Source organism: uncultured Roseicyclus sp., from assembly GCF_937892565.1.
GTDB lineage: Bacteria > Pseudomonadota > Alphaproteobacteria > Rhodobacterales > Rhodobacteraceae > Roseicyclus.
In genome coordinates this window covers 14,326-35,162 of record NZ_CALAHQ010000056.1, presented here as the reverse complement: position 1 = coordinate 35,162, position 20,837 = coordinate 14,326, and the positions used below count along the sequence as shown (strand labels likewise).

General features: G+C 63.7%; 23 protein-coding genes and 1 tRNA gene. 13 read left to right on the top strand and 11 right to left on the bottom strand.

Annotated elements, in window-relative coordinates:
• Positions 1-30: 30 nt before the first annotated feature.
• From crcB to Q0094_RS07345, 8 genes are all read left to right on the top strand, one after another.
• Positions 31-402 (top strand): fluoride efflux transporter CrcB, encoded by a 372-nt coding sequence (gene crcB, locus Q0094_RS07380; RefSeq protein ID WP_297617100.1) that lies wholly within the window; start codon positions 31-33, stop codon positions 400-402.
• On the top strand, positions 402-1,448 hold the full coding sequence (locus tag Q0094_RS07375; RefSeq protein WP_297617097.1) for an RluA family pseudouridine synthase: 1,047 nt from the start codon (positions 402-404) through the stop codon (positions 1,446-1,448). The genes crcB and Q0094_RS07375 overlap by 1 nt, the downstream gene beginning before the upstream one ends.
• On the top strand, positions 1,445-2,125 hold the full coding sequence (locus Q0094_RS07370) for an HAD-IA family hydrolase (protein WP_297617094.1): 681 nt from the start codon (positions 1,445-1,447) through the stop codon (positions 2,123-2,125). The genes Q0094_RS07375 and Q0094_RS07370 overlap by 4 nt, the downstream gene beginning before the upstream one ends.
• Positions 2,122-2,874, top strand: a complete 753-nt coding sequence (locus Q0094_RS07365; RefSeq protein WP_297617091.1) for an ATP12 family chaperone protein — start codon at positions 2,122-2,124, stop codon at positions 2,872-2,874. Before Q0094_RS07370 ends, Q0094_RS07365 begins: the two co-directional genes overlap by 4 nt.
• A gap of 198 nt (positions 2,875-3,072) precedes the next feature.
• The gene (locus tag Q0094_RS07360) at positions 3,073-4,095 is read left to right on the top strand and encodes an amino acid ABC transporter substrate-binding protein (protein ID WP_297617088.1); all 1,023 of its coding nucleotides are present in this window, start codon (positions 3,073-3,075) and stop codon (positions 4,093-4,095) included.
• A 126-nt stretch (positions 4,096-4,221) separates the two neighbouring features.
• Positions 4,222-5,436, top strand: a complete 1,215-nt coding sequence (locus tag Q0094_RS07355) for an ABC transporter permease subunit (RefSeq protein ID WP_297617085.1) — start codon at positions 4,222-4,224, stop codon at positions 5,434-5,436.
• A 1-nt stretch (position 5,437) separates the two neighbouring features.
• Positions 5,438-6,931 carry an amino acid ABC transporter permease gene (locus Q0094_RS07350; RefSeq protein WP_297617082.1) on the top strand — a complete coding sequence of 498 codons (1,494 nt, stop codon included), beginning with the start codon at positions 5,438-5,440 and terminating at the stop codon, positions 6,929-6,931.
• 12 nt (positions 6,932-6,943) lie between these two features.
• A complete protein-coding gene (locus Q0094_RS07345) occupies positions 6,944-7,744 on the top strand; it encodes an amino acid ABC transporter ATP-binding protein (RefSeq protein WP_297617079.1) in 801 nt (266 codons plus the stop codon).
• Positions 7,745-7,834: 90 nt separating this feature from the next.
• On the opposite strand, the gene Q0094_RS07340 is transcribed toward Q0094_RS07345, so the two are convergent.
• The 7 genes from Q0094_RS07340 to ttcA all read right to left on the bottom strand — a co-directional run bounded on the left by Q0094_RS07340 (position 7,835) and on the right by ttcA (position 14,248).
• Positions 7,835-8,335: a histidine phosphatase family protein gene (locus tag Q0094_RS07340; protein ID WP_297617076.1), complete on the bottom strand. Its 501-nt coding sequence runs from the start codon at positions 8,333-8,335 to the stop codon at positions 7,835-7,837.
• Positions 8,332-8,982 carry a ferredoxin gene (locus Q0094_RS07335; protein ID WP_297617073.1) on the bottom strand — a complete coding sequence of 217 codons (651 nt, stop codon included), beginning with the start codon at positions 8,980-8,982 and terminating at the stop codon, positions 8,332-8,334. The genes Q0094_RS07340 and Q0094_RS07335 overlap by 4 nt, the downstream gene beginning before the upstream one ends.
• A gap of 65 nt (positions 8,983-9,047) precedes the next feature.
• Positions 9,048-9,908, bottom strand: coding sequence for an acetylglutamate kinase (gene argB, locus Q0094_RS07330; protein ID WP_297617070.1), 861 nt, complete (start codon positions 9,906-9,908; stop codon positions 9,048-9,050).
• Positions 9,909-10,005: 97 nt separating this feature from the next.
• Positions 10,006-10,659 (bottom strand): ribosome biogenesis GTP-binding protein YihA/YsxC, encoded by a 654-nt coding sequence (gene yihA / locus Q0094_RS07325; RefSeq protein ID WP_297617067.1) that lies wholly within the window; start codon positions 10,657-10,659, stop codon positions 10,006-10,008.
• Complete coding sequence (locus Q0094_RS07320) at positions 10,656-11,399, bottom strand: MOSC domain-containing protein (protein WP_297617064.1); 744 nt, start codon at positions 11,397-11,399, stop codon at positions 10,656-10,658. The genes yihA and Q0094_RS07320 overlap by 4 nt, the downstream gene beginning before the upstream one ends.
• Positions 11,396-13,222 (bottom strand): membrane protein insertase YidC, encoded by a 1,827-nt coding sequence (yidC, locus tag Q0094_RS07315; RefSeq protein ID WP_297617178.1) that lies wholly within the window; start codon positions 13,220-13,222, stop codon positions 11,396-11,398. Before yidC ends, Q0094_RS07320 begins: the two co-directional genes overlap by 4 nt.
• Positions 13,223-13,372: 150 nt before the next feature.
• Positions 13,373-14,248, bottom strand: coding sequence for a tRNA 2-thiocytidine(32) synthetase TtcA (ttcA, locus tag Q0094_RS07310; RefSeq protein WP_297617061.1), 876 nt, complete (start codon positions 14,246-14,248; stop codon positions 13,373-13,375).
• A 127-nt stretch (positions 14,249-14,375) separates the two neighbouring features.
• On the opposite strand from ttcA, the gene Q0094_RS07305 reads away from it, so the two are divergent.
• Positions 14,376-14,903 (top strand): DUF3833 domain-containing protein, encoded by a 528-nt coding sequence (locus Q0094_RS07305; protein WP_297617058.1) that lies wholly within the window; start codon positions 14,376-14,378, stop codon positions 14,901-14,903.
• Between the two features lie 2 nt (positions 14,904-14,905).
• Here the strand turns inward: Q0094_RS07305 and yidD are convergent, their stop codons facing one another.
• From yidD to rpmH, 3 genes are read right to left on the bottom strand one after another with little or no spacing between them, the layout of a single operon-like run.
• Entirely contained in the window at positions 14,906-15,127 is a 222-nt protein-coding gene (yidD, locus tag Q0094_RS07300) for a membrane protein insertion efficiency factor YidD (RefSeq protein WP_297617055.1), read from the bottom strand.
• A complete protein-coding gene (gene rnpA / locus Q0094_RS07295; protein ID WP_297617052.1) occupies positions 15,124-15,507 on the bottom strand; it encodes a ribonuclease P protein component in 384 nt (127 codons plus the stop codon). The genes yidD and rnpA overlap by 4 nt, the downstream gene beginning before the upstream one ends.
• Before the next feature lie 14 nt (positions 15,508-15,521).
• Entirely contained in the window at positions 15,522-15,659 is a 138-nt protein-coding gene (gene rpmH, locus Q0094_RS07290) for a 50S ribosomal protein L34 (RefSeq protein WP_297617049.1), read from the bottom strand.
• Between the two features lie 293 nt (positions 15,660-15,952).
• On the opposite strand from rpmH, the gene Q0094_RS07285 reads away from it, so the two are divergent.
• The 4 genes from Q0094_RS07285 (at position 15,953) to Q0094_RS07270 (ending at position 19,631) form a co-directional block, all read left to right on the top strand.
• Positions 15,953-16,678 carry a VTT domain-containing protein gene (locus Q0094_RS07285; RefSeq protein WP_297617047.1) on the top strand — a complete coding sequence of 242 codons (726 nt, stop codon included), beginning with the start codon at positions 15,953-15,955 and terminating at the stop codon, positions 16,676-16,678.
• Positions 16,675-18,087 carry an FAD-dependent oxidoreductase gene (locus Q0094_RS07280; RefSeq protein WP_297617044.1) on the top strand — a complete coding sequence of 471 codons (1,413 nt, stop codon included), beginning with the start codon at positions 16,675-16,677 and terminating at the stop codon, positions 18,085-18,087. Before Q0094_RS07285 ends, Q0094_RS07280 begins: the two co-directional genes overlap by 4 nt.
• Before the next feature lie 24 nt (positions 18,088-18,111).
• Positions 18,112-19,497, top strand: coding sequence for a HAMP domain-containing sensor histidine kinase (locus Q0094_RS07275; protein WP_297617041.1), 1,386 nt, complete (start codon positions 18,112-18,114; stop codon positions 19,495-19,497).
• Between the two features lie 57 nt (positions 19,498-19,554).
• Positions 19,555-19,631 (top strand) — tRNA-Arg (locus Q0094_RS07270).
• Positions 19,632-19,715: 84 nt separating this feature from the next.
• On the opposite strand, the gene Q0094_RS07265 is transcribed toward Q0094_RS07270, so the two are convergent.
• Positions 19,716-20,726, bottom strand: a complete 1,011-nt coding sequence (locus Q0094_RS07265) for a YafY family protein (protein ID WP_297617037.1) — start codon at positions 20,724-20,726, stop codon at positions 19,716-19,718.
• Between the last annotated feature and the right edge of the window lie 111 nt (positions 20,727-20,837).

Genomic DNA, 20,837 nt, shown 5'->3' with positions numbered 1-20,837 from the left:
TTGCCACGACGGCCAAATCATCACCCGCCCATGACAGCCATTCTTCAGGTCGCCCTTGGCGGTGCCGTCGGTGCCGTTCTCCGATACCTCACCGGCATCGGGATCTTGCGGCTTTTCGGGGCCACGCCGATGCCCTTGGGCGTGCTGACGGTCAATGTGCTGGGCTCGGCTCTGGCGGGCCTGTTCGTAGGCCTCGCCGCGCAGCGTGGGGTCTTGCATCTCTCGCCTCTTGTCGTGACCGGCATTCTGGGTGGGTTCACCACCTTTTCCGCCTTTTCGCTCGAGGCGGTCGCGCTTTACGAGCGTGGTGCGCTGGGGCTGGCTGCGATCTATGTGCTGGCCAATGTGACCCTTTCCCTCGCGGCGCTGATGTTCGGCCTCGCCCTTGGCCGGAGCTTTTGATGAGCGGTGTTCAATCCCTGACCGTGGCCCAAGCCGATGGCGATCAGCGCCTTGATCGCTGGTTTCGCCGCCAGTTTCCCCATATCCCGCAGGGCCGCATCGAAAAGATGTGCCGCAAGGGCGAGATCCGCATCGACGGCGCACGCGCCAAGCCCGCCACCCGGATCGAAGCGGGCCAGACGATCCGCATTCCGCCCTTGCCCGATGAGGCAGCACCCGACACCTTCGCGCCGCCCCCCCGCATCGCCGAGGCCGATGCCCAGATGATGCGCGACGCTGTGCTCTGGCGCGACGATCACCTCATCGTGCTGAACAAACCTGCGGGCCTGCCCACGCAAGGCGGCTCGGGCCACAGCCGCCATGTCGATGGTCTGGCCGAAGCCTTGTGCTTTGATCTGCCCGAAAAGCCGCGTCTGGTGCATCGGCTGGACAAGGACACGTCCGGTGTCTTGCTTCTGGCGCGCACGCGGGCGGCCGCCGATGCGCTGACCAAGGCGTTCCGCGCCCGCGACACGCGCAAGATCTATTGGGCCGTGACCGCAGGCGTGCCGCAACCGCGCATGGGCACGATCCGCTACGGTCTGGTCAAGGCACCCGGTCATGGCAAGGGTGGCGAAGGCGAAAAGATGCAGATCGTCGCCCCCAAGGATGTCGATACCACCGAGGGGGCAAAGCATGCCCATACCGATTACGCGGTGCTGTCGGCGCTTGGCACGCGCACGGCCTGGGTCGCGCTGGTTCCCATCACCGGGCGCACGCACCAGCTGCGCGCGCATATGGCCGCGATCGGTCATCCGGTTGTGGGCGACGGCAAATATGGTGGCTCGGGTCAGGAAAACCTTGGCGATGGCTGGGGCGCCCAACTGGGGGGCGAGATCAGCCGCAAGCTGCATCTGCATGCCCGCTCCATCACCATGACGCACCCTGTCACGGGCAAGCGTCTGAGCTTTACCGCACCTTTGCCCGATCACATGCAGCGCACATGGGATCAGCTGGAATGGCGGGCGGCCGATGTGCCTGCCGATCCGTTCGAGGATCCGGTGTGACCGATCTGCGGCTGGTGATCTTTGATGTCGATGGCACGCTGATCGACAGTCAGGCCCATATTCTGGCCGCGATGGATGCGGCCTTTTCTGCCCATGGTCTGCCCGCGCCGCCGCGCGCCGCGACGCTCTTGATCGTCGGCCTGTCCCTGCCTGTCGCCATGGCGCGGCTTGCCCCGGATCACCCCGACCAACAGCCCGGTCTGGTCACAGCCTACAAGGATGCCTTTGCCGGCCTGCGTCGCGGCCCTGATGGCGCCGCGCTGTCGCCGCTGTTCCCGGGCGCGTTGGCGGCGCTGCAAGCGCTGGCCGGGCAGGACCACACGCTTCTGGCCATCGCCACCGGCAAATCGCGCCGGGGCATGGACCATATCCTTGATCTGCACGATCTGCGCGGGTTGTTCCAGTCGGTTCAGACCGCCGATGACCACCCCTCCAAGCCGCACCCGTCGATGGTGGCGGCCTGTTTGCGCGACAGCGGCACCGACCCGGCGCGGTCGGTGATCCTTGGCGACACGACCTATGACATCGACATGGGCCGGGCGGCTGGCATCAAGACGCTGGGCGTCGCATGGGGCTATCACCCGGCCGAGGCCCTGACCGCGGCGGGGGCCTGTGACATCTTGCACAGCTTTGACGCATTGCCCGTGGCGCTTGACCGGATATGTCCGGCGTCATGACAGGTGGATGGACAGCAAGACGGTTCTGGACCGATGTCTCGGTGATCGAGACCGATGGCGGCTATGGCGTGCAACTGGATGCCCGCCGCGTCATGACACCGGGGAAAATCGCGCTGACCGTGCCCAGCCGTGCCATGGCGCACGCGGTGGCTGCGGAATGGGCCGCGCAAGATGGCGTGATCGAGCCGCTGAGCATGCCTGTGACGCGCGCGGCCAATTCGGCGATCGAGCGCGTTCGCCCCCAACGGGCCGAGGTGGCCGCGATGCTGGGCGCCTATGCCGAAACCGATCTGATCTGCCACCGCGCCGAAACGCCCGAGGTCTTGGCCCGGCTTCAGGCCGATGCCTGGGATCCGATGCTCGATTGGGCCGAACGGTCCCATGGCGTGCGGCTGGTGCCGACCAAGGGCATCTTGCCCGTGGCACAGCCACCACAAGCGCTTGCGGTGCTGGGCGCGCATGTCGCGGGCCTCGATGAATTCCACCTCACGGCGCTGCATGATCTGGTGGCGATTTCCGGGTCGCTGATCCTTGGTCTGGCGACGGCGGCGGGGGACATTGCCCCCGATAGGGCATGGTCGCTGTCCCGAATCGATGAAGACTGGCAGATTGCCCAGTGGGGCCATGATGATGAGGCCGCAGCCATCGCCGAAAGCAAGCGTTCGGCTTTCTTGCAGGCAAGGGCATTCTGGGGCATGTCGGCGGCCGACGGACATGCCCGTGATGATTTCAAACATGAATTGCGGTAAATTCGGGCGATTGGACCGCCAAATGCCAAAATTAGTGACTTGACCCTGCGATAAGCGCGTTCGCGGGCCTTGACCTGCAGCGTGCCTTTTGCCCAAGTTAACGCCGGTGGGTAGACACAGACATCCACGAACACTTGCCAAAGCCCTTTGGGGTTCAAAACGACGGCCCTGGGGGCGGTCCATCAGGAAGAGGTTAACATGAAGAAATCCATTCTACTCGGCACGCTTGCGGTAGCTGGCTTGACAGCCGGGATCGCGTCGGCGCAGTCGACGATGGAGCAGGTTCAGGCGCGCGGCTCGCTCAAGTGCGGCTCCAACGAAGGCTTGGCTGGCTTTGCTTCACCCGATGCCAACGGCAACATGCAGGGCTTTGACGTTTCGCTCTGCCGTGCCATCGCCGTTGCCGTTCTGGGCGATGCACAGGCCGTTGAATTCGTGCCCCTGACCAGCCAGACCCGCTTTACGGCGCTGGCCGCCGGTGAGGTTGACGTTCTGGTCCGCAATTCGACCTGGACCTTCTCGCGCGATACCGACCTCAAGCTCGATTTCGTTGGCGTGAACTACTATGACGGTCAGGGCTTCATGGTCCGCTCCGATCTGGGCGTGTCTTCGGCGCGCGAGCTTGATGGTGCGACCGTCTGCATCCAGACCGGCACCACGACCGAACTGAACCTTGCCGACTTCTTCCGCGTCAACGCCATCAGCTACGAGCCGGTTCCGGTCGCCACCAACGCCGAAGGCCAGCAGCAATACCTTGCCGGTGCCTGCGACGTCTACACGACCGACATTTCCGGTCTGGCCGCAACCCGCGCCACCTTTGAAGCCCCCGGCGATCACGTGATCTTGCCGGAAGTCGTTTCCAAGGAACCGCTGGGCCCCGTGGTTCGCCATGGTGACTCCGCATGGGGCGACATCGTCCGCTGGACGCTGAACGCGATGATCGCGGCAGAAGAATACGGCGTGACCTCGGCCAATGTGGCGGAAATGGCTGCTGCCCCCACCATGAACCCCGAGATCAACCGTCTGCTCGGCACCGAGGGTGAACTGGGCGCGATGATGGGTCTGTCCAAGGACTGGGCGGTTCAGATCATTTCGGCCGTCGGCAACTATGGCGAAGTCTTCGAAGCCTATATCGGCGAAAATACCCCCGTCGGTCTGGCCCGCGGCCTGAACGCACAGTGGACCCAAGACGGTCTGCTCTATTCGCCGCCGTTCCGGTGATCTTGTAAAGACCGGGGTCCGGGCCTTGCCCGGACCCCATCTTTCGCCGCTTTTCGAACATGATTCCAATCCGTTCTGCTCGGCATTCGGCTGATCAGACCGTTTCTTATTTCCTGTGGAGTGCGCATGGCCGAAGTGACCCTCCCGCCGCGCGACGGCTTTCGCCTCAGCCAGCTGCTGTATGACGCGCGCTACAGATCGCTGACCATTCAGGTGGTCGCGGCCATGTTGCTGATGCTGTCGCTGGCCTGGCTGGTGGACAACACCGTCCAGAACCTCGCCGCCTTGGGCAAGGATTTCAGCTTTGCATTCCTGTGGACGACTGCCGGGTATGACATCAACCAGCAGATCATCCCCTTTTCGTCGCAAGACACCCACGCGCGCGCGGCCTTGGTGGGCATTCTCAACACGTTGGTCGTGGCCTTCATGGGCTGCATCCTTGCCACCGTGATCGGTGTTCTGGCGGGCGTCTTGCGCTTGTCGAAGAATTTCGTCGTCTCGGGCATCATGACCTTCTACGTCGAGGCGATGCGCAACACGCCGCTTCTGATCTGGATCCTGATCGTGTTTGCCGTGATGACCGAGGCGACGCCCCAACCGCGCGATTTCCGCGAAGGTGGCGGCGCCTCCATGATCTTGTGGGACAGCGTCGCCATCTCGAACCGTGGCGTTTTCGTGCCCAAGCCCGTCTGGGGCGAAGGCTCGGGCCTTGTCCTGGCCGTCTTCTTGCTGTCCCTCGCGGCGATTTTCATCCTGCGCCGTGTCGCGCGCAAACGGCAAGAACAGACCGGCCAGCAACTCCCCGTGGTGCGCCTGTCGCTGGCGCTGTTCTTCTTGCCGACTTTGCTGGTGTTTTTTGTGCTGGGCCGCCCGATCACGCTGGATTACCCGGCGCTGGGCGGCTTCAATTTTGTGGGCGGCATTCAGATCCGCAATTCGCTGATCGCGCTGTGGCTGGCCTTGTCGCTCTACACATCGGCCTTCATCGCGGAAATCGTGCGCTCGGGCATCTTGGCTGTCTCGCGCGGCCAGACCGAAGCCGCCTTTGCGCTGGGCATGCAGCCCAACCGCACCATGCAGCTGGTGATCTTGCCACAGGCGCTGCGCGTGATCATTCCGCCGCTGATCTCGCAGTTTCTGAACCTGACCAAGAACTCGTCGCTGGCGCTGGCTGTGGGCTACATGGATGTCCGCTCGACCCTGGGCGGCATCACCATCAACCAGACCGGCCGCGAGATCGAGGGTATCTTGCTTTTGGGCACCTTCTATCTGATCGTCAGCCTGATCATCTCGTCGCTGATGAATTACTACAATTCCGGCGTCAAACTGAAGGAGCGGTGAGATGAGCGGCCCATCATCGATCGCCTTTGTCCGCCGCGACATCATTGCACCCGCGCCGCCGCCGCCCGGTCAGGCCGGCGTGCTGCGCTGGATGCGTGAGAATCTGTTTTCATCCCTGACCAACACCTTGCTGACCCTGCTTTCGGTATATCTGATCTGGAGCGTTCTGGCCTCGGTCATGCCCTGGACGCTGAATGGTGTCTGGGGTGCAAGCTCGCTGAACGAATGCCGCGAAATCCGCGATGCGCGCGGGCTGGAAACGGCGGCCTGCTGGGCGGTGATCAACGAGCGCTGGTTGCAGCTTTTGTTCGGCTTCTACCCGACCGATGACCGGCTGCTGGCAAGCGTGTTTCATGCCGAACCGCTGGCTGCCGCAGGCGGGCTCGAGGCGGTGTTCGGGGCGGGGTCCAATGCGACCGCGCGCATCGAATTCGTCAACGCGATGAAGGCCGACCTCAGCAATCTGACCATCTTTTTCTTTGGCTACTGGCGCCCGTTGCTTGCGGTTGTGCTGCTTGTCGTGGCGGTGGCCCCGATCCTTTATGCCAGCTTGCCACGCGGCTTGCTGTGGGTCTCGCTGGCCTATCCCTTCGTTGCCGTCTTCCTGTTCTGGGGCGGATCGGTCTGGGGCCCGGCGACGGTGGCGCTGGGGCTTGTGGCCGCGCTCTACATCGGGCGCCTGGTGTCGGCCCGTCTTGGCCTGCTGGCGGGTGCCTTGGCGGTCGTGGCCGCATTTTTCATGATCTTTCTCAATCCCTTGGGTGTGATCGGTCACACGGGGCTGTTTCCGCTGTTTCCGCATGCAAAGGGCGTGCTGGATGCGCTGATGCCCTTGGGGCTTCCGGCGATCCCGTCCGACCAGTTCGGCGGCTTCATGCTGGCGATCATCATCGGCACCTCGGGCATCGTGCTGTCTTTGCCCATCGGCATCTTGCTGGCGCTGGGCCGCCAATCGACCATGCCCTTTATCCGCTGGGTCTGCGTCACCTTCATCGAGGTGATCCGGGGCGTTCCGTTGATCGTGTGGCTGTTTGTGGCCTCGACACTGCTGAAATACTTCCTGCCGCCGGGTTCGTCGTTTGACGCGCTGTTGCGGGTGATCATTCTGGTGACGCTCTTTGCCTCGGCCTATATCGCCGAGGTGGTGCGGGGTGGGCTGGCAGCCCTTCCCAAAGGCCAGTACGAGGCCGCCGACAGCCTTGGCCTCGATTACTGGAAATCCATGCAGTTGATCGTCTTGCCGCAGGCGCTGAAAGTCTCGATCCCCGGCATCGTCAACACCTTCATCGGCCTGTTCAAGGACACCACGCTGGTGGTGTTCGTCGGCCTGCGCGACCCGCTTGGCCTGACCAACGCGATCCGCGCCACGCCCGAATGGAACGGCATCTACTGGGAACTCTATATCTTTGTGGCCCTGCTGTTCTTTACCTTCTGCTTCTTCATGTCCCGCTATTCCATGTATCTGGAGCGCAAGCTTCAGACAGACCACCGCTAGGGAGACCATCCGATGAGTGAGCTTCAGACCTCCATCGAGGACCGCCAGATCAACCGCTCGCAGATGAAGGTCTCCGATGAGATCGCCATCGACATTACCGACATGAACAAGTGGTACGGCACGTTTCATGTGCTGCGCGATATCAACCTGACCGTGAACCGGGGCGAGCGCATCGTCGTCTGCGGCCCGTCAGGGTCGGGCAAATCCACGCTGATCCGCTGTATCAACGCGCTGGAAGAACATCAGAAGGGCAAGATCACGGTCGATGGCACGACACTGTCGACCGACCTCAAGAACATCGACAAGGTGCGCTCCGAGGTGGGCATGGTGTTCCAGCACTTCAACCTGTTTCCGCATCTGAGCATCCTCGAGAATTGCACGCTGGCGCCGATCTGGGTGCGCAAGGTGCCCAAGCGCGAGGCCGAGGAAACGGCGATGTATTTCCTTGAAAAGGTCAAGATCCCCGAGCAGGCGCTGAAATATCCCGGCCAATTGTCCGGTGGTCAGCAACAGCGCGTGGCGATCGCCCGATCGCTGTGCATGCGCCCGCGCATCATGCTGTTTGATGAACCCACCTCGGCGCTCGACCCCGAGATGATCAAGGAAGTGCTCGACACGATGATCCAGCTTGCCGAAGACGGCATGACGATGATCTGTGTCACCCATGAGATGGGCTTTGCCCAGGCCGTGGCCAACCGGGTGATCTTCATGGATCAGGGTCAGATCATCGAGCAAAACGAACCCAAGGCGTTTTTCAACACCCCGCAGAACGACCGGACCAAGCTGTTTTTGAGCCAGATCCTCGGGCATTGAGGCTGGGCAAGGGGGGCGTTTTCCGGAGCGGAAAACGCACGGGAAAACCCGGGTTTTCCCGTGCGCAAAACCCGGGTTTTGCGCCCCCTCCTACAGGTCGCGCGGCACCACGAAATCGACCACCCGCCCCGACCACCAGTCCAGCGCCGACCAGTCCTGTCCCGCAAACTCGGCGACAAGCGTGGCGCAGGTCGGATAATCCAGAAAACGCGGATGCGCCGGCGGCGCATCCACCAGACGGCGGGCGCAGTCCCCGATGCCGGGGTTGTGTCCGATCACCATGATCCTCGGCGCGCTTTGCGCCTTCAGATGTGCAAGGATCGTCTCTGCCTCGGCATGGTACAGGCTGGGCAGGCTGTGCATCGCAATGGCCCCGCCCAGTTCCGGCGACAGCCGTTCCCATGTCTCTTGCGTCCGGCGGGCAGATGACACCAGTGCCGCATCCGGCAGATAGCCGTTGTGGCGCAGCCAAGCCCCGATCCTTGGCGCGTCACCGCGCCCGCGGTCGTTGAGCGGACGGTCATGATCGCTGAGTTCCGGGTCATCCCAACCGGATTTCGCATGGCGGGTCAGGATCAGGCGCAGCGTCATGGGTGAAAACTCCGCATGTGAAACGCCGATTGCGCTGGGCGGCGGCCGTATGTCTCGCTCACCGGACAGGCACGGCGCGCCCGGCAGCCCTGATCAAGGCAATCCCGCCCGTCCTGCGTGTCAAGAAAGGCGTGGCAGGCCGCCACGTCATAGGTGGTGGCGTCCAGCGCGCCCACCGGGCAGGCGGTCACGCAGGGCCGGGGGCAGGGGGTGCAGGGCGCTTGCTGCGGTGTGGGGGGCAAGGCGACCCGCTCAGGCAGCGCCAGCGCCCCCCGATAGGATACCATCAACCCCGCCTGATCATGCACCAGCAGCCCCACGGGGCTGGACCACGCCCGGCCCGTGGCAATGGCCCAGGCGATAAAGGGGCGATGGGGCGGCCCGCCAAAGGGAAACAGCGCCTTGCCCCCCAGATCGCAGGCGAGCCGCCCGATCACCCGGCGCGACCAGCGATCCAGCGGATCGGGCGCGCCATCGTCGAATTCGGCCTGCGCGTTGACATGGTCCCAAAAGCCCGGCTCGCGCGGGCCGAGCAGCACAAGCGTTTGGCATCCGTTGGGCGCGCCGTCCTCGGGTCGGGGGTGAAAGCCGCCAAAGATGGCCATGTGATGGGCGGCAAGGCGGGCCTCGATCTCCTCCAGGGTCATCCTTGCCCGTCCTCATGCCCGCTGTACGTGATGTGTACGGCCTGTGTACGCCCTGTGATCGGGCCTCAGGCCCGGATCATCGAGCCTGCGCCATGTTCCGTGAACAGTTCCAGCAGCACCGCATTGGCCACCCGCCCATCCACGATGGTGCACGCCCGGACCCCACCCCGCACCGCCGCGATCGCGGTTTCGGTCTTGGGGATCATGCCGCCCGAGATGACGCCCGCGCGGGTCATCTCCTCGACTTCGGCGGCCTTGAGTTCGGTCACAAGCTCGCCTTGTGCATTCTTGACGCCCGACACATTCGTCAAGAGCAACAAGCGGTCAGCCTTGAGGGCTGCGGCAATCGCCCCTGCGGCCGTGTCGCCATTGACATTGAAGGTCTCACCCTTGCGACCCACGCCGACGGGGGCGATCACGGGGATCATGTCGTCCTCGAACAGGTTCTTGATGACCGCTGGATTGATCTCGACGGGCTCACCGACAAAGCCGAATTTCGCATCCGCCGGCTCGCAGATCATGAGCGAGGCATCCTTGCCCGACAGCCCCACCGCCTTGCCGCCCTGCTCATTGATCGCCTGCACGATCCGCTTGTTCACAAGGCCCGACAGGACCATTTCCACCACCTCGACCGTGGCCGCATCGGTGACGCGTTTGCCGTCGATGAATTCGGATTGGATGCCAAGCTTGTCCAGCAGCTCGTTGATCATCGGCCCGCCGCCATGAACCACGACCGGGTTCACCCCCACCTGCCGCAGCAGCACGATATCGCGCGCGAAACTGGTCATCGTCTCGTCATCACCCATGGCGTTGCCGCCAAATTTGACGACCACGATCGCATCGTTGAAGCGCTGAAGATAGGGAAGCGCCTCGCTCAGCGTGCGGGCGACGGCAAGGTGATCGCGGGTCATGTCTCTTTGTTTCATTTGGGGGCCCTTGGCTGACTTGGGCGATGCATAGGACAGCGCGCGCTCGCTGTGAAGCGGTGCATCGCGTATTTGGCGAAAGGTGGCGCCGATTGTGTCAGGACATGCCGGCGATGGTGGCGCGCAGCGTGGGAATGCCTTCGCCGATTTCCGAAGAGGTCAAGATGATCTCAGGGAAGGCGGCCGGATGTTTGGCCAAGGCGCTGCGGGTGCGTGCCAGCGCCGCGTCGCGGTCATTCTGGCGCACCTTGTCGGATTTGGTCATCACCACCTGAAAGGGCACCGCCGCCCCGTCGAGCAGCTTCATGATGTCCTCGTCCACCTGCTTGGCCCCGTGACGCATGTCGATCAGCACAAAGGCCCGGCGCAGCGTGGCACGACCCGACAGATAGGCCTTGAGCAATCTTTGCCATTTCTCGACCACCGCCACCGGCGCCTCGGCATAGCCATAGCCGGGAAGATCCACGAGATAGTATTGGTCACTGAGGGTGAAGAAGTTGATTTCCTGCGTCCGCCCCGGCGTGTTTGACGCCCGCGCCAGCGCGCGTCGCCCGGTCAAGGCGTTGATCAGCGTCGATTTTCCCACATTCGAGCGCCCGGCAAAACAGACCTCGATCCGGTCTGCCGGCGGCAGGCCATCCATCGCCACGACGCCCTTGAGAAACTCGGCCCCGCCCGCAAACAGCTTGCGGCCCACCTCGGCGGTGATGTCATCGGGGTCCGGGGCCAGCGGAAAGGGCAGGGCGGTCATATGCGGGTTACCTTGTCACCAGTGGCCACGCGGCCCGCGCGGCGGACCATGGCGTAAAAGCCGAAATCGCTGTGCCCCCAGCCAGCCTCGAGCGCGGCAAGCGTGGCTGCGTCGCGCTGGCCGGTCTCGGGGTTGGCCTCGGTCGCGCGGCAGCGGGTGATGCGCTCGATGCCTTCAAGCTCGGCCTCGCCGATGCGAAGCCGCTTGCCGACCAGATCGAATTCGGCCCAAGGTTCCAGACCATCGAGCCAGAGATTGCCGCGAAAGCGCCGCGGGTCGAGGCTTTGGCCCAGCCTTTCGGACAGCGCACGCAGCGAGGCAAGGTTGAGCACCGCGACCGATGCATAGGGCACGTCCGACATGCCCGTGGGCGGTGCCTTGACCAGGGCCGCAGGCGGTCGGCGATCGGCGGGGTAAATGGGCCTGAGCCAGGCGATCAGGGCCGCCGACGCCTCGGGCGTGCCCGGTATCACGAACAGATCAGGCCGGTCAGGATGGAACAGATGGACCCCATCGCCCTCGACGCGGGCGCGCACCGCCATCAGCGACGCGCCCTTGGCCCCGCGCACAAAATTGCGACAGGCGCGCCAGCCCTCGGCAGCCTCGCCGCCTTCTTCCAGCACGGCCCATGCGCGGTCAAGCGGCAGGGGGCGATCAGGATGCAGGCCCACATGATCGAGCCGTTCCGCCCCGATGCCCTTGATCGGATGGCGCCAGATCTGGGCGAGGTGCCCGTTCATTTGCCCGCGGGCTTTTTCCGCTGAAAGCTGCCGCGGATATTGCCGAACAGGTCGGGGGTGTAGCCGTGGCGCTTCATGATGATGTATTGCTGCGCGAAGGTGATCATGTTGTTGGCGATCCAGTAGACCAGAAGACCGCTGGCAAAGCCGCCCAGCATGAACATGAAGACCCAAGGCAGCCATGCGAATATCGCGGCCTGTGTCGGGTCGGTCGGCTGCGGGTTCAGCTTTTGCTGCAACCACATCGAAATGCCCAAAAGGATCGGCAGAACCCCGATAAAGATAAGCGCAAGGATGCTGGTGGGTTCGGGCGCCGCCCAAGGCAACAGCCCAAACAGGTTGAACGTCGACGAGCTGTCAGGCATCGACAGGTCGTTGAGCCAGCCAAAGAACGGCGCATGGCGCAATTCCAGCGTGACAAAGATCACCTTGTAGAGCGAGAAAAAGATCGGAATCTGCAACAGGATCGGCAGGCAGCCCGACGCCGGGTTCACCTTTTCGCGCTTGTAGAGATCCATCATCTCTTGCTGCATCTTCTGGCGGTCGTCGCCCACGCGTTCCTTGATCTTTTCCATCTGCGGTTGCAATTCGCGCATCCGCGCCATGGAGGCATAGGATTTGTAGGCCAAGGGAAAGAGCGCTGCCTTGACGATCACGGTCAGCGCGATGATCGCCAGACCCATGTTGCCGATCGTGACGTTAAGCGTGTGCAAGAGCCAGAACATCGGCTTGGTCAGGAAATAGAACCAGCCCCAGTCGATCGAGTCGATAAAGCGGTCGATGCCGCCCTCGTCTTGATAGGTGCGGATGGTTTCCCATTCCTTGGCCCCCGCGAACAGACGCGTGGTCACTTGTGCCGTCTGTCCGGGTTCGACCGTCATCGCGGGCAGACGGGCCTCGGTCTGATAGATGTCGGCCGATGCAACGTATTTGGTGACCGAAGTGAAGGGCTGCGCCGCGCCGGGGATCAACGTGGTCATCCAGTATTTGTCGGTAAAGCCGATCCAGCCGTTTTCAGCGACCTCCACCACCTCGGCGGCGGCGGCTTCACGGGCCACGACATCAAGATCGGTGACATCGTCATAGCCCAGCTCGTCCAGCTGCCCATCGACCTTGCGCACCACACCTTCGTGCAGGATGAAGAAATTCTGCAGATCATCGGGCAGGCCGTGGCGTGCCACGATCCCATAGGGCGCAAGGCGCACGGCGCCCGCACCGGTGTTTTCAACCGATTGGGTCACCGTGAACATGAAATTCTGATCGATTGCCACGATCCGGCGGAAAATCAGGCCGTTGCCATTGTCCCAGACCAGCGTGACCGGGGTATCGGGCGTCAGGGTCTCGCCCTGTTCGATGCGCCATTCGGTGTTGGCGCCGGGCACCTGATCAAAGCCAAGATCGCCGCCGGGGGCCCAGCCATAGAGCGCATAATAGGGGTCTTCGGTGCCGACGGGCGACAGCAGGCGCACGATGGGGCTGCCTTCGTCGAGCGTTTCGAAATAGCCGCGCAACGACAGATCGTCGATCCGGCCCCCGATCAGCGAGATCGAGCCTTCGACCTCGGCTGTGGCGATCGGCACACGGGGGGCGGTGGCTTGGGTAACGGCAGGGGCGCCGCCCTCGGCCGGGGTGGCGCCATCGCCCCCGGCGGCCGGCGGGGCAAGCGCCATATCGACACCGCTCGCGCCGGCTTGGGTTTCGACCGTTGCGGGGGCGTTGGGGTCAATGGTCGGATCGGGGGGCGGGAACAGCATGAACCATACAAGGATGACCAGAAAGCTCAGCGCCGTGGCCAGGATCAGGTTCTTGTTCTGATCTTGCATGTCTTGAATATCCCGCGATTGGTGTTCGACCGGGTTCAACAGATCAGGGGGCAAAAGGTCAAGGGGCCTTTTCGGCGCGGCCCGGGGCCAAGCACCTTGGTCGCGCATCTGTTGGCCCGGGATGTGAGGGGCAATTCCTGTCGCGATGCGTCAGCCGGCGGGAGGGAGGCAATCATCCGTGTGATCGACGCTGCGCTTGAGCCCCGCGAAATCGAACAGCGCCGGATCCAGCAGATGCGAGGGGCGCGCATTCATCAGCGCCGAGAATATCTTGCCCTTGCGTCCCGGTGCCCTGGTTTCCCAGTCGTCCAGCATGCGCGCGATCACCTGACGCTGCAGCCCATCCTGACTGCCGCACAGATCGCAGGGGATGATGGGATAATTCATGGCCCGCGAAAACGCCTCGCAATCGGCCTCGGCCACATGGGCAAGCGGGCGATAGACGAACAGATCGCCCTCGTCGTTCAAAAGCTTGGGCGGCATCGTGGCCAGCTTGCCGCCGTGAAACAGGTTCAGGAAAAAGGTCGCCAGAATATCGTCGCGGTGATGGCCCAAAACCACGGCGCTACAGCCTTCTTCGCGGGCGATCCGGTAGAGATTGCCCCGCCTGAGCCGGGAGCACAGCGCGCAATAGGTTCGCCCCTGGGGCACCTTGTCGATCACGATGGAATAGGTGTCGGCATATTCGATGCGGTGCGGCACGCCCATGCGGGTCAGAAACTCGGGCAAGACGGTTGCAGGAAAGCCCGGCTGCCCCTGATCAAGATTGCACGCCAGAAGATCGACGGGCAACAGCCCGCGCCATTGCAATTCGGTCAGCGCGGCCAGAAGCGTGTAGCTGTCCTTGCCGCCCGACAGGCACACCAGCCATTTCTGGCGCGGGGCGTTGGGGTCGCGGTCGACCATGGCATAACGGTCGATCGCCTCGCGGGTTTCGCGGATGATCCGCTTGCGCAGTTTCTTGAATTCGGTGCTGGAAGGGGCGCCGTTAAACAGCGGATGGATGTCGTCGGCATCGTCAAGCATGGCGGCCCCATGGGTTTTGTCCGCAGCGCGCGGTCGCACCGCCATAGGGCTTGCGCCGCGCCAAGGTCAAGCGGGCTTGCCGCGCGGGGCTTGCGCGTTACCTCGTGACGCAGCGAAAGGGTCTGTCATGCGCCGTGCTGTTCTTGCCTGTGTCCTGTTTCTTGCGGCTTGTGCCGGCCGCCCGGCGTTGGACGATCCGCAACTGTCCGGCCGACAGCTGAACCTCGAGGAATTTTTCGCGGGTGATCTGGTGGCCCATGGGCAGTTTCAGGATGTGCTTGGCACCGTGCGCCGCCGGTTCGAAGTGGCGATCACCGGCACATGGGATGGTGAGCGGCTCACCCTGGTCGAGGATTTCGTCTATGAAGACGCATCGACCGAACAGCGCATCTGGACCCTGATCAAGACCGGCCCCGACACATGGCGCGGCACGGCGCCGGGCGTGGTTGGTGAAGCCTTTGGCGAAGAACGCGGTGATACCTTCAATTGGCGCTACACCATCGACCTGCCCCTGCCGGGGGGCGGGACAACGCGTTTCGCCTTTGATGACTGGATGTGGCTTCTGGCCGAAGATCGGCTGCTGAACCGGGCCTATATGAAGCGCTTTGGCGTCACCATCGGCGAGGTGATCATCACCTTTGAAAAGCGCCGGTGAGCTTAATCCGGCACATTGTCGATCCCCGACCCGCCCCAGGGGTGACAGCGCCCGATGCGGCGCGCGGCCAGCCAACCACCCTTGATCGCGCCGTGCCTTTCCAGCGCTTCCATCGCATAGGCTGAACAGGTCGGCTGATAGCGGCAGGCGTGGCCAACCCAGGGGCTGAAGACCAATCGGTAAAAGCGCACGGGCAGCGATACGAGATAGGCAAGCGGGCTCATCGGTGCAGCTTTCGCAAGGCGCGGGCCAGATCGGCCTTCATCGCCTCGAACGGGTGGGTGGCGGTGGCATCGGCCCGCCCGATCAGCACATAATCCCAGCCCGGTTGACCATCCACGGGCACGACGGCGCGCGCAATCTCGCGCAGGCGGCGCTTGGCACGGTTGCGGGCCACGGAATTGCCCACCTTCTTGGAACAGGTGAACCCCACGCGGATCGCTGTTTGCGATGGCTCTGACGTGTCGCGCAGGCGGGCTTGCAGCAACAGGGCGGGCAAAGGCACACGCTGGGCGCGGGCGGCACGCAGGAAATCGGCGCGGTGGCGCAGGACAGAAAAAGCCCCCGGCGGGCCATCACCCGGCGGAGGCGCATCAGGGACCATCGGTCCGACCTTGATCAGGCGCTCAGACGCTTCCGGCCACGCGCGCGGCGTGCGCTCAGCACCTTGCGGCCGCCTTTGGTGGCCATGCGCGCACGGAAACCGTGGCGGTGCTTGCGCACAAGGTTTGACGGCTGGAATGTACGCTTCGACATTTATCTTCTCCGTGGTTCGATCGGACCGGGTCGCGTGCATCACGCGCCTCAGCGGCCCAAGGGAATCTCCGCTAGAGCACGGCATCTACGGAATGGCGCGCAGGCTGTCAACAAAGCGCAGGCGCAAAGCGGCGGCTTTTTTGCCCAGCGCGGAGAAACCAGGCCCCGGGGCTGCATGGGTTGGCCCGGTCTTGTTACATCCGATCAAGCTGGCGTGACCCCCCTGTCGGATCGGGCCGCAATGGCGCATCTACTTGTCAATCTTGCCGCAGGATGCATCGATGCCCAGCACCATGACCCAACCCCGCCCCACTGCGCTGCGCCGCGCGCTGCCGTTGATCGCTCTCGCGCTGGGCGCGGGGCTGGGGTGGTGGTGGCTGAGTGATCAGATCAGCTTTCAGGCTTTGGCGCAAAATCGCGATGCGCTTTTGGCGCTGCGCGATGCGCATTACGCGGCCAGCGCGGCGGCATTCATCCTGGCTTATGCCGCGATCGTGGCCTTTTCGCTGCCCGGCGCGCTGATCGCCACGCTGACGGGTGGCTTCTTGTTCGCCACCTTTCCGGGCGTTTTGTTCAATGTGACGGGGGCCACCTTGGGGGCAAGTGCCCTGTTTGTGGCGGTGCGCATGGGCATCGGCGCGCGCATCGGTGCCCGGCTCGAGGCGGCCGAAGGGCTGGTCAAGCGCATCAAGGACGGGATCGATGACAATCAATGGTCGATGCTGTTCTTGATCCGTCTGGTGCCGGCGGTGCCGTTTTTCGTCGCCAATCTGGTGCCCGCGTTTCTTCAGGTGCCGCTCGGGCGCTATGTGATTTCCACCTTTTTGGGCATCTTGCCGGGGGCGTTGGTCTATACTTCGGTCGGCGCGGGCATGTCCGAGGTCCTGGCCCGCGGCGACACGCCCGATCTGGGACTGATCTTTGAGCCCGCGATCCTGATGCCGCTGTTGGGACTGTGTGCCTTGGCCGTCTTGCCGGTCGCACTCAAGGCCTTGCGCGGCGGAAAGACCATCGGATGACCATGATCCACACAGATATCTGCGTGATCGGCGCGGGCGCTGCCGGGTTGTCGGTGGCGGCGGGCGCGGCGCAGATGGGCGCGCGCGTCGTGCTGATCGAAGCAGGCGAGATGGGGGGCGATTGCCTGAATTCCGGCTGTGTGCCGTCCAAGGCCCTGCTGGCAGCCGCCCACAAGGCGCATCAGACCGCACAATCGGCCTTTGGCGTGGCGGGGCATGATCCCGCCCCCGATTTCGCCGCAGCCAAGGATCATCTGCGCAGCGTGATCGCGCGCATCGCGCCGGTCGACAGCCAAGCCCGATTCGAGGGCCTTGGCGTGCGCGTCATCCGCGCAAGGGCGCGCTTCCGCTCGCCCACGACCCTGACGGCGGGGGACCATGTGATCACCGCACGGCGCTTTGTGATTGCCACCGGATCGCGCCCAGCGGTGCCGTCTGTTCCCGGTCTGGGCGATGTGCCGTATCTGACCAATGAGACGCTCTTTGATCTGAGCGCGCGGCCCGATCATCTGATCATCATTGGCGGCGGCCCCATCGGGATCGAAATGGCACAGGCCCATCGCCGTCTGGGGAGCGCCGTGACCGTGGTGGAAGCTGCGCGCGCGCTGGGCCGCGACGACCCGGAGGCGGTGGCGCTGGTGCTGGCGCGGCTGCGCGCCGAGGGGGTGACGATCCACGAGGGGGCGGCCGTCACCGCCGTATCCGGCCAGGCGGGCGCTGTGCGCGTGGACACCGCCCAAGGCCAGAGCGTGACAGGCACCCATCTGTTGATCGCCATCGGGCGGCAACCGGTGGTCGATGGGCTGGGGCTGGATCTGGCGGGGGTCGATCACGGGCCAGGGGGCATTGCGGTCGATGCGGGCCTGCGCAGCAGCAACCGCCGCATCTTTGCCATCGGGGATGTCACGGGCGGCGCGCAATTCACCCATGTCGCGGGCTATCAGGCGGGCGTGATCGTGCGATCGATGCTCTTTGGCCTGCGGGCGCGCGGGCGCTCCGACCATATCCCGCGCGTCACCTATACCGATCCCGAGCTTGCGCAAGTCGGCCTGACCGAGGCCGAGGCGCGCAAGATCCATGGTGCGCGGCTGACCATCGTGCGGGCTGATTTCGCCCATAATGACCGCGCCATCGCCACCGGCCAGGCGCAGGGCTTTGCCAAGGTGATGGTGGTGCGCGGCCGCCCCGTTGGGGCCGTGATCGTGGGGCCGCAAGCGGGCGAATTGATCCAGGTTTGGGCGCTTGCGCTGGCCGCACGGCTGAAAATCTCGGCTGTGGCGGGGATGATTTCGCCCTATCCCACACTGGGAGAGATTAACAAACGCGTCGCGGGTGCCTATTTTGCCCCAAGGCTGTTTGAAAGCCCATGGGTGAAACGGGTGGTGCGCTTCGTGCAGCGGCTTCCCTGATCCGTCGGGCAGACCGGGGTTCGTGTGGGACATACACTTTCAGGGCGGTTTCTGATCCTGACCATCATCTTTGTGATGCTGGCCGAAGTGTTCATTTTCGTGCCCTCTGTCGCGCGCTTCCGCGAGGATTACCTGCTGGCGCGTTTGGAACGGGCACAGATCGCCTCGCTTGCCTTGTTGGCCACGGATCGGCGCATCGACGCGGCGCTTGAGGCCGAGCTTTTGGAAAACGCCGAAGTCCTGAACGTGGTCTTGCGCCGCGATGCGGTGCGGCAACTGATCTTGTCGTCAGATGCGATGCCGCAGATTTCGGCCACCTATGATCTGCGCGATCCGCCGGGCTGGGTCTTGATGCGCGACGCGCTGGCGCGCATGGTCAACCCCGAACCGCAGGTCATTCGCGTGATCGGGGAACCGGTGCGCGAAGCGGGGCTGTTGATCGAAGTCACCATGCCGACCGAACCCTTGCGGGCGGCGCTGATCGATTATGGCCTGCGCATTCTGGCGCTGTCGGCGGTGATCTCGATCTTTACGGCGGTGCTGCTGTTTATTGCCGTGCGCCAATTGATGGTCAGCCCGATCAAACGTCTTGTGGCCAGCATGACACGCTATGCCGCGGCACCAGAGGACCCCGCACGCATCATCCAGCCACAAGGGCGCGTGCGCGAATTGCGCGATGCCGAGGACGCGCTGAACAGCTTGCAGACCGAGCTGACCGGGGCCCTCAAACAGCGTGAGCGTTTGGCCCAACTGGGTGAGGCGGTGGCCAAGATCAGCCATGATCTGCGCAACATGCTGTCGGTGGCCACCATGCTGGGCGACCGTCTGGAGGCATCGCAAGATCCGGCCGTGCAACGCATCGCGCCCCGGCTTTTGGCATCGCTTGACCGGGCCATTCATCTGACCGAGGCGACGCTGGCCTTTGGGCGGGCCGAAGAACCAGCACCCAAATTGACGCGGTTGCCCCTGCGCGGCTTGGTCGAGGATGTGATCGAAAACGAACGGCTCAGCGACGACAGTGCAGCGATTGAATATGGCTGCGACGTGGCACCGGGGCTGATGGTGCGCGCGGATGCCGAACAATTGCACCGCGTCTTGTCGAACCTTGTGCGCAACGCCCGCCTTGCCATTGCGGCCACCGGCAATCCCGGCAGCGTGACGATCACCGGCCGCGAGACCGACGAGGGCTGGGAAATCGGCGTGCAAGACACGGGGCCAGGCCTTCCGCAAAAGGCGCGCGCGCATCTGTTCAAGCCGTTTCATGGCGGCGTGCGCAAGGGCGGCACGGGCTTGGGGCTGGCCATCTGCGCCGAGCTGGTCAAGGGTCATGGCGGCAAGCTGGAACTGGTTCGGTCCGACGCCGATGGCACCGTTTTCCGCATCATGTTGCCGGCTGGATTGGCCACCTGATCTGCGCGGGTTTTTTCCTTGCAACACCCCGAGGCCGACGTTAAACCCCGCCCTCACGCACTGGTAGCTCAGTTGGATAGAGTACTTGACTACGAATCAAGGGGTCGGGGGTTCGAATCCTCCCCAGTGCGCCACTTTCCCTAAATCATGGACAGCTTGCGGGCGCCTTGGCCTGGTTCGGGTGCTTTTCGGGGCATCTGTCGTGATCGAGGTGTGTGCTAGGGCAAGACCTCAAGATCTTGTCGCTGGAAACCCTTGACCAGATGTTTCAGCGCCTCGGGCGCCACCACCTCGACCTGATCGCCCCATTGGTAGAGATGCCAGATCATCTCGATCCAACCCGAGGCGGTGAATTCCACCCGCAGGCTTCCGTCGGGCTCGTCGATCAGGCGTTGCGTGGGGTGAAATTCGAAATCGCGCGCGACCGGCGCGGCCTTGGGGGTGAAGCGCCAGATGACCGGGCCGTGTTCGCTGTCGGAATGGAAAGAACCGAAAGCCTGTGCTGCAAAGCTGGTCAGGTCGAATTCAGGGTCGCGGGCAAAAGATTGCCCGGTGATCCTTGCATCCGTGATCCGGTCGAGGCGAAAGCGCCGATAGGCTCCGCCCTGTTGCGTGTCGCGGGCCACCAGATATTGCCGCACGCCCAGCAACAGGCCATAGGGCTCAACCTTTCGCGGCGTGGCATCGGTATCGCGCGCGCCCTGATACACAAGGTCGAGCGCAAAGGGCGCCTTGATGCCCAAAGCGATGTTGCCAAGGATCATGGGCGCGATCTGAGCCTTGGGGCCGGGCCGACAGGCATATCCCTGTGCCTCCAGCATGGCGGCTGCATCCGCTTCGGCGCGGCGGGCATGGGGGCCGGGCATGGTGGCCAAGATCCTGTCGCGCAAGCAAACAAGGGCGGCCGCATCCAGATCGGCGCCCTCGCGCCGGGCGCGGCGGATGCTCATGTCGAGTGCGGCCAGTTCGCTGTCGCGGACGCCCTGCCATCGCAGAACGGTTGCATCTTGCAGCTTCCACCATTTGCGCCGGTCATCGTCGATGGAATGCACCACGCTTGCAAAGGCCGCTTCCAGCCCGCGCATCATGCGTTGCGCGGTGCGTTGGTTGACCGCGAATTCTTCCATCACATCCAGCAAGCACACGCCCTGATGTCGGGCTGCGGCCATTTCGGCCAAACGCAACAAGGAAAGACTTTTCTCGAAGGCCATGGTCGGTCGGTAATCCACGTAAGGTTCTGACGTGGAGGCTTTGTAAAGAGGTGATGTGATGAAGTCACCTTCTGATTCGGAGCTTGCTGTGTTGTCGGTCTTTGCGTGTCGGTCGTTGGTTCCGAACAG

Bases quoted from the DNA above. Each gene is read 5' to 3' on its own strand.
- Q0094_RS07305 (WP_297617058.1), top strand. From the start codon at position 14,376: ATGCGCCGTGCTGTTCTTGCCTGTGTCCTGTTTCTTGCGGCTTGTGCC.
- yidD (WP_297617055.1), bottom strand. From the start codon at position 15,127: ATGAGCCCGCTTGCCTATCTCGTATCGCTGCCCGTGCGCTTTTACCGA.
- Q0094_RS07360 (WP_297617088.1), top strand. From the start codon at position 3,073: ATGAAGAAATCCATTCTACTCGGCACGCTTGCGGTAGCTGGCTTGACA.
- ttcA (WP_297617061.1), bottom strand. From the start codon at position 14,248: ATGCTTGACGATGCCGACGACATCCATCCGCTGTTTAACGGCGCCCCT.
- Q0094_RS07345 (WP_297617079.1), top strand. From the start codon at position 6,944: ATGAGTGAGCTTCAGACCTCCATCGAGGACCGCCAGATCAACCGCTCG.
- Q0094_RS07340 (WP_297617076.1), bottom strand. From the start codon at position 8,335: ATGACGCTGCGCCTGATCCTGACCCGCCATGCGAAATCCGGTTGGGAT.
- Q0094_RS07355 (WP_297617085.1), top strand. From the start codon at position 4,222: ATGGCCGAAGTGACCCTCCCGCCGCGCGACGGCTTTCGCCTCAGCCAG.
- Q0094_RS07320 (WP_297617064.1), bottom strand. From the start codon at position 11,399: ATGAACGGGCACCTCGCCCAGATCTGGCGCCATCCGATCAAGGGCATC.
- Q0094_RS07285 (WP_297617047.1), top strand. From the start codon at position 15,953: ATGACCCAACCCCGCCCCACTGCGCTGCGCCGCGCGCTGCCGTTGATC.
- Q0094_RS07280 (WP_297617044.1), top strand. From the start codon at position 16,675: ATGACCATGATCCACACAGATATCTGCGTGATCGGCGCGGGCGCTGCC.
- Q0094_RS07365 (WP_297617091.1), top strand. From the start codon at position 2,122: ATGACAGGTGGATGGACAGCAAGACGGTTCTGGACCGATGTCTCGGTG.
- rpmH (WP_297617049.1), bottom strand. From the start codon at position 15,659: ATGTCGAAGCGTACATTCCAGCCGTCAAACCTTGTGCGCAAGCACCGC.
- rnpA (WP_297617052.1), bottom strand. From the start codon at position 15,507: ATGGTCCCTGATGCGCCTCCGCCGGGTGATGGCCCGCCGGGGGCTTTT.
- argB (WP_297617070.1), bottom strand. From the start codon at position 9,908: ATGAAACAAAGAGACATGACCCGCGATCACCTTGCCGTCGCCCGCACG.
- yidC (WP_297617178.1), bottom strand. From the start codon at position 13,222: ATGCAAGATCAGAACAAGAACCTGATCCTGGCCACGGCGCTGAGCTTT.
- Q0094_RS07335 (WP_297617073.1), bottom strand. From the start codon at position 8,982: ATGACCCTGGAGGAGATCGAGGCCCGCCTTGCCGCCCATCACATGGCC.
- Q0094_RS07350 (WP_297617082.1), top strand. From the start codon at position 5,438: ATGAGCGGCCCATCATCGATCGCCTTTGTCCGCCGCGACATCATTGCA.
- crcB (WP_297617100.1), top strand. From the start codon at position 31: ATGACAGCCATTCTTCAGGTCGCCCTTGGCGGTGCCGTCGGTGCCGTT.
- Q0094_RS07375 (WP_297617097.1), top strand. From the start codon at position 402: ATGAGCGGTGTTCAATCCCTGACCGTGGCCCAAGCCGATGGCGATCAG.
- yihA (WP_297617067.1), bottom strand. From the start codon at position 10,659: ATGACCGCCCTGCCCTTTCCGCTGGCCCCGGACCCCGATGACATCACC.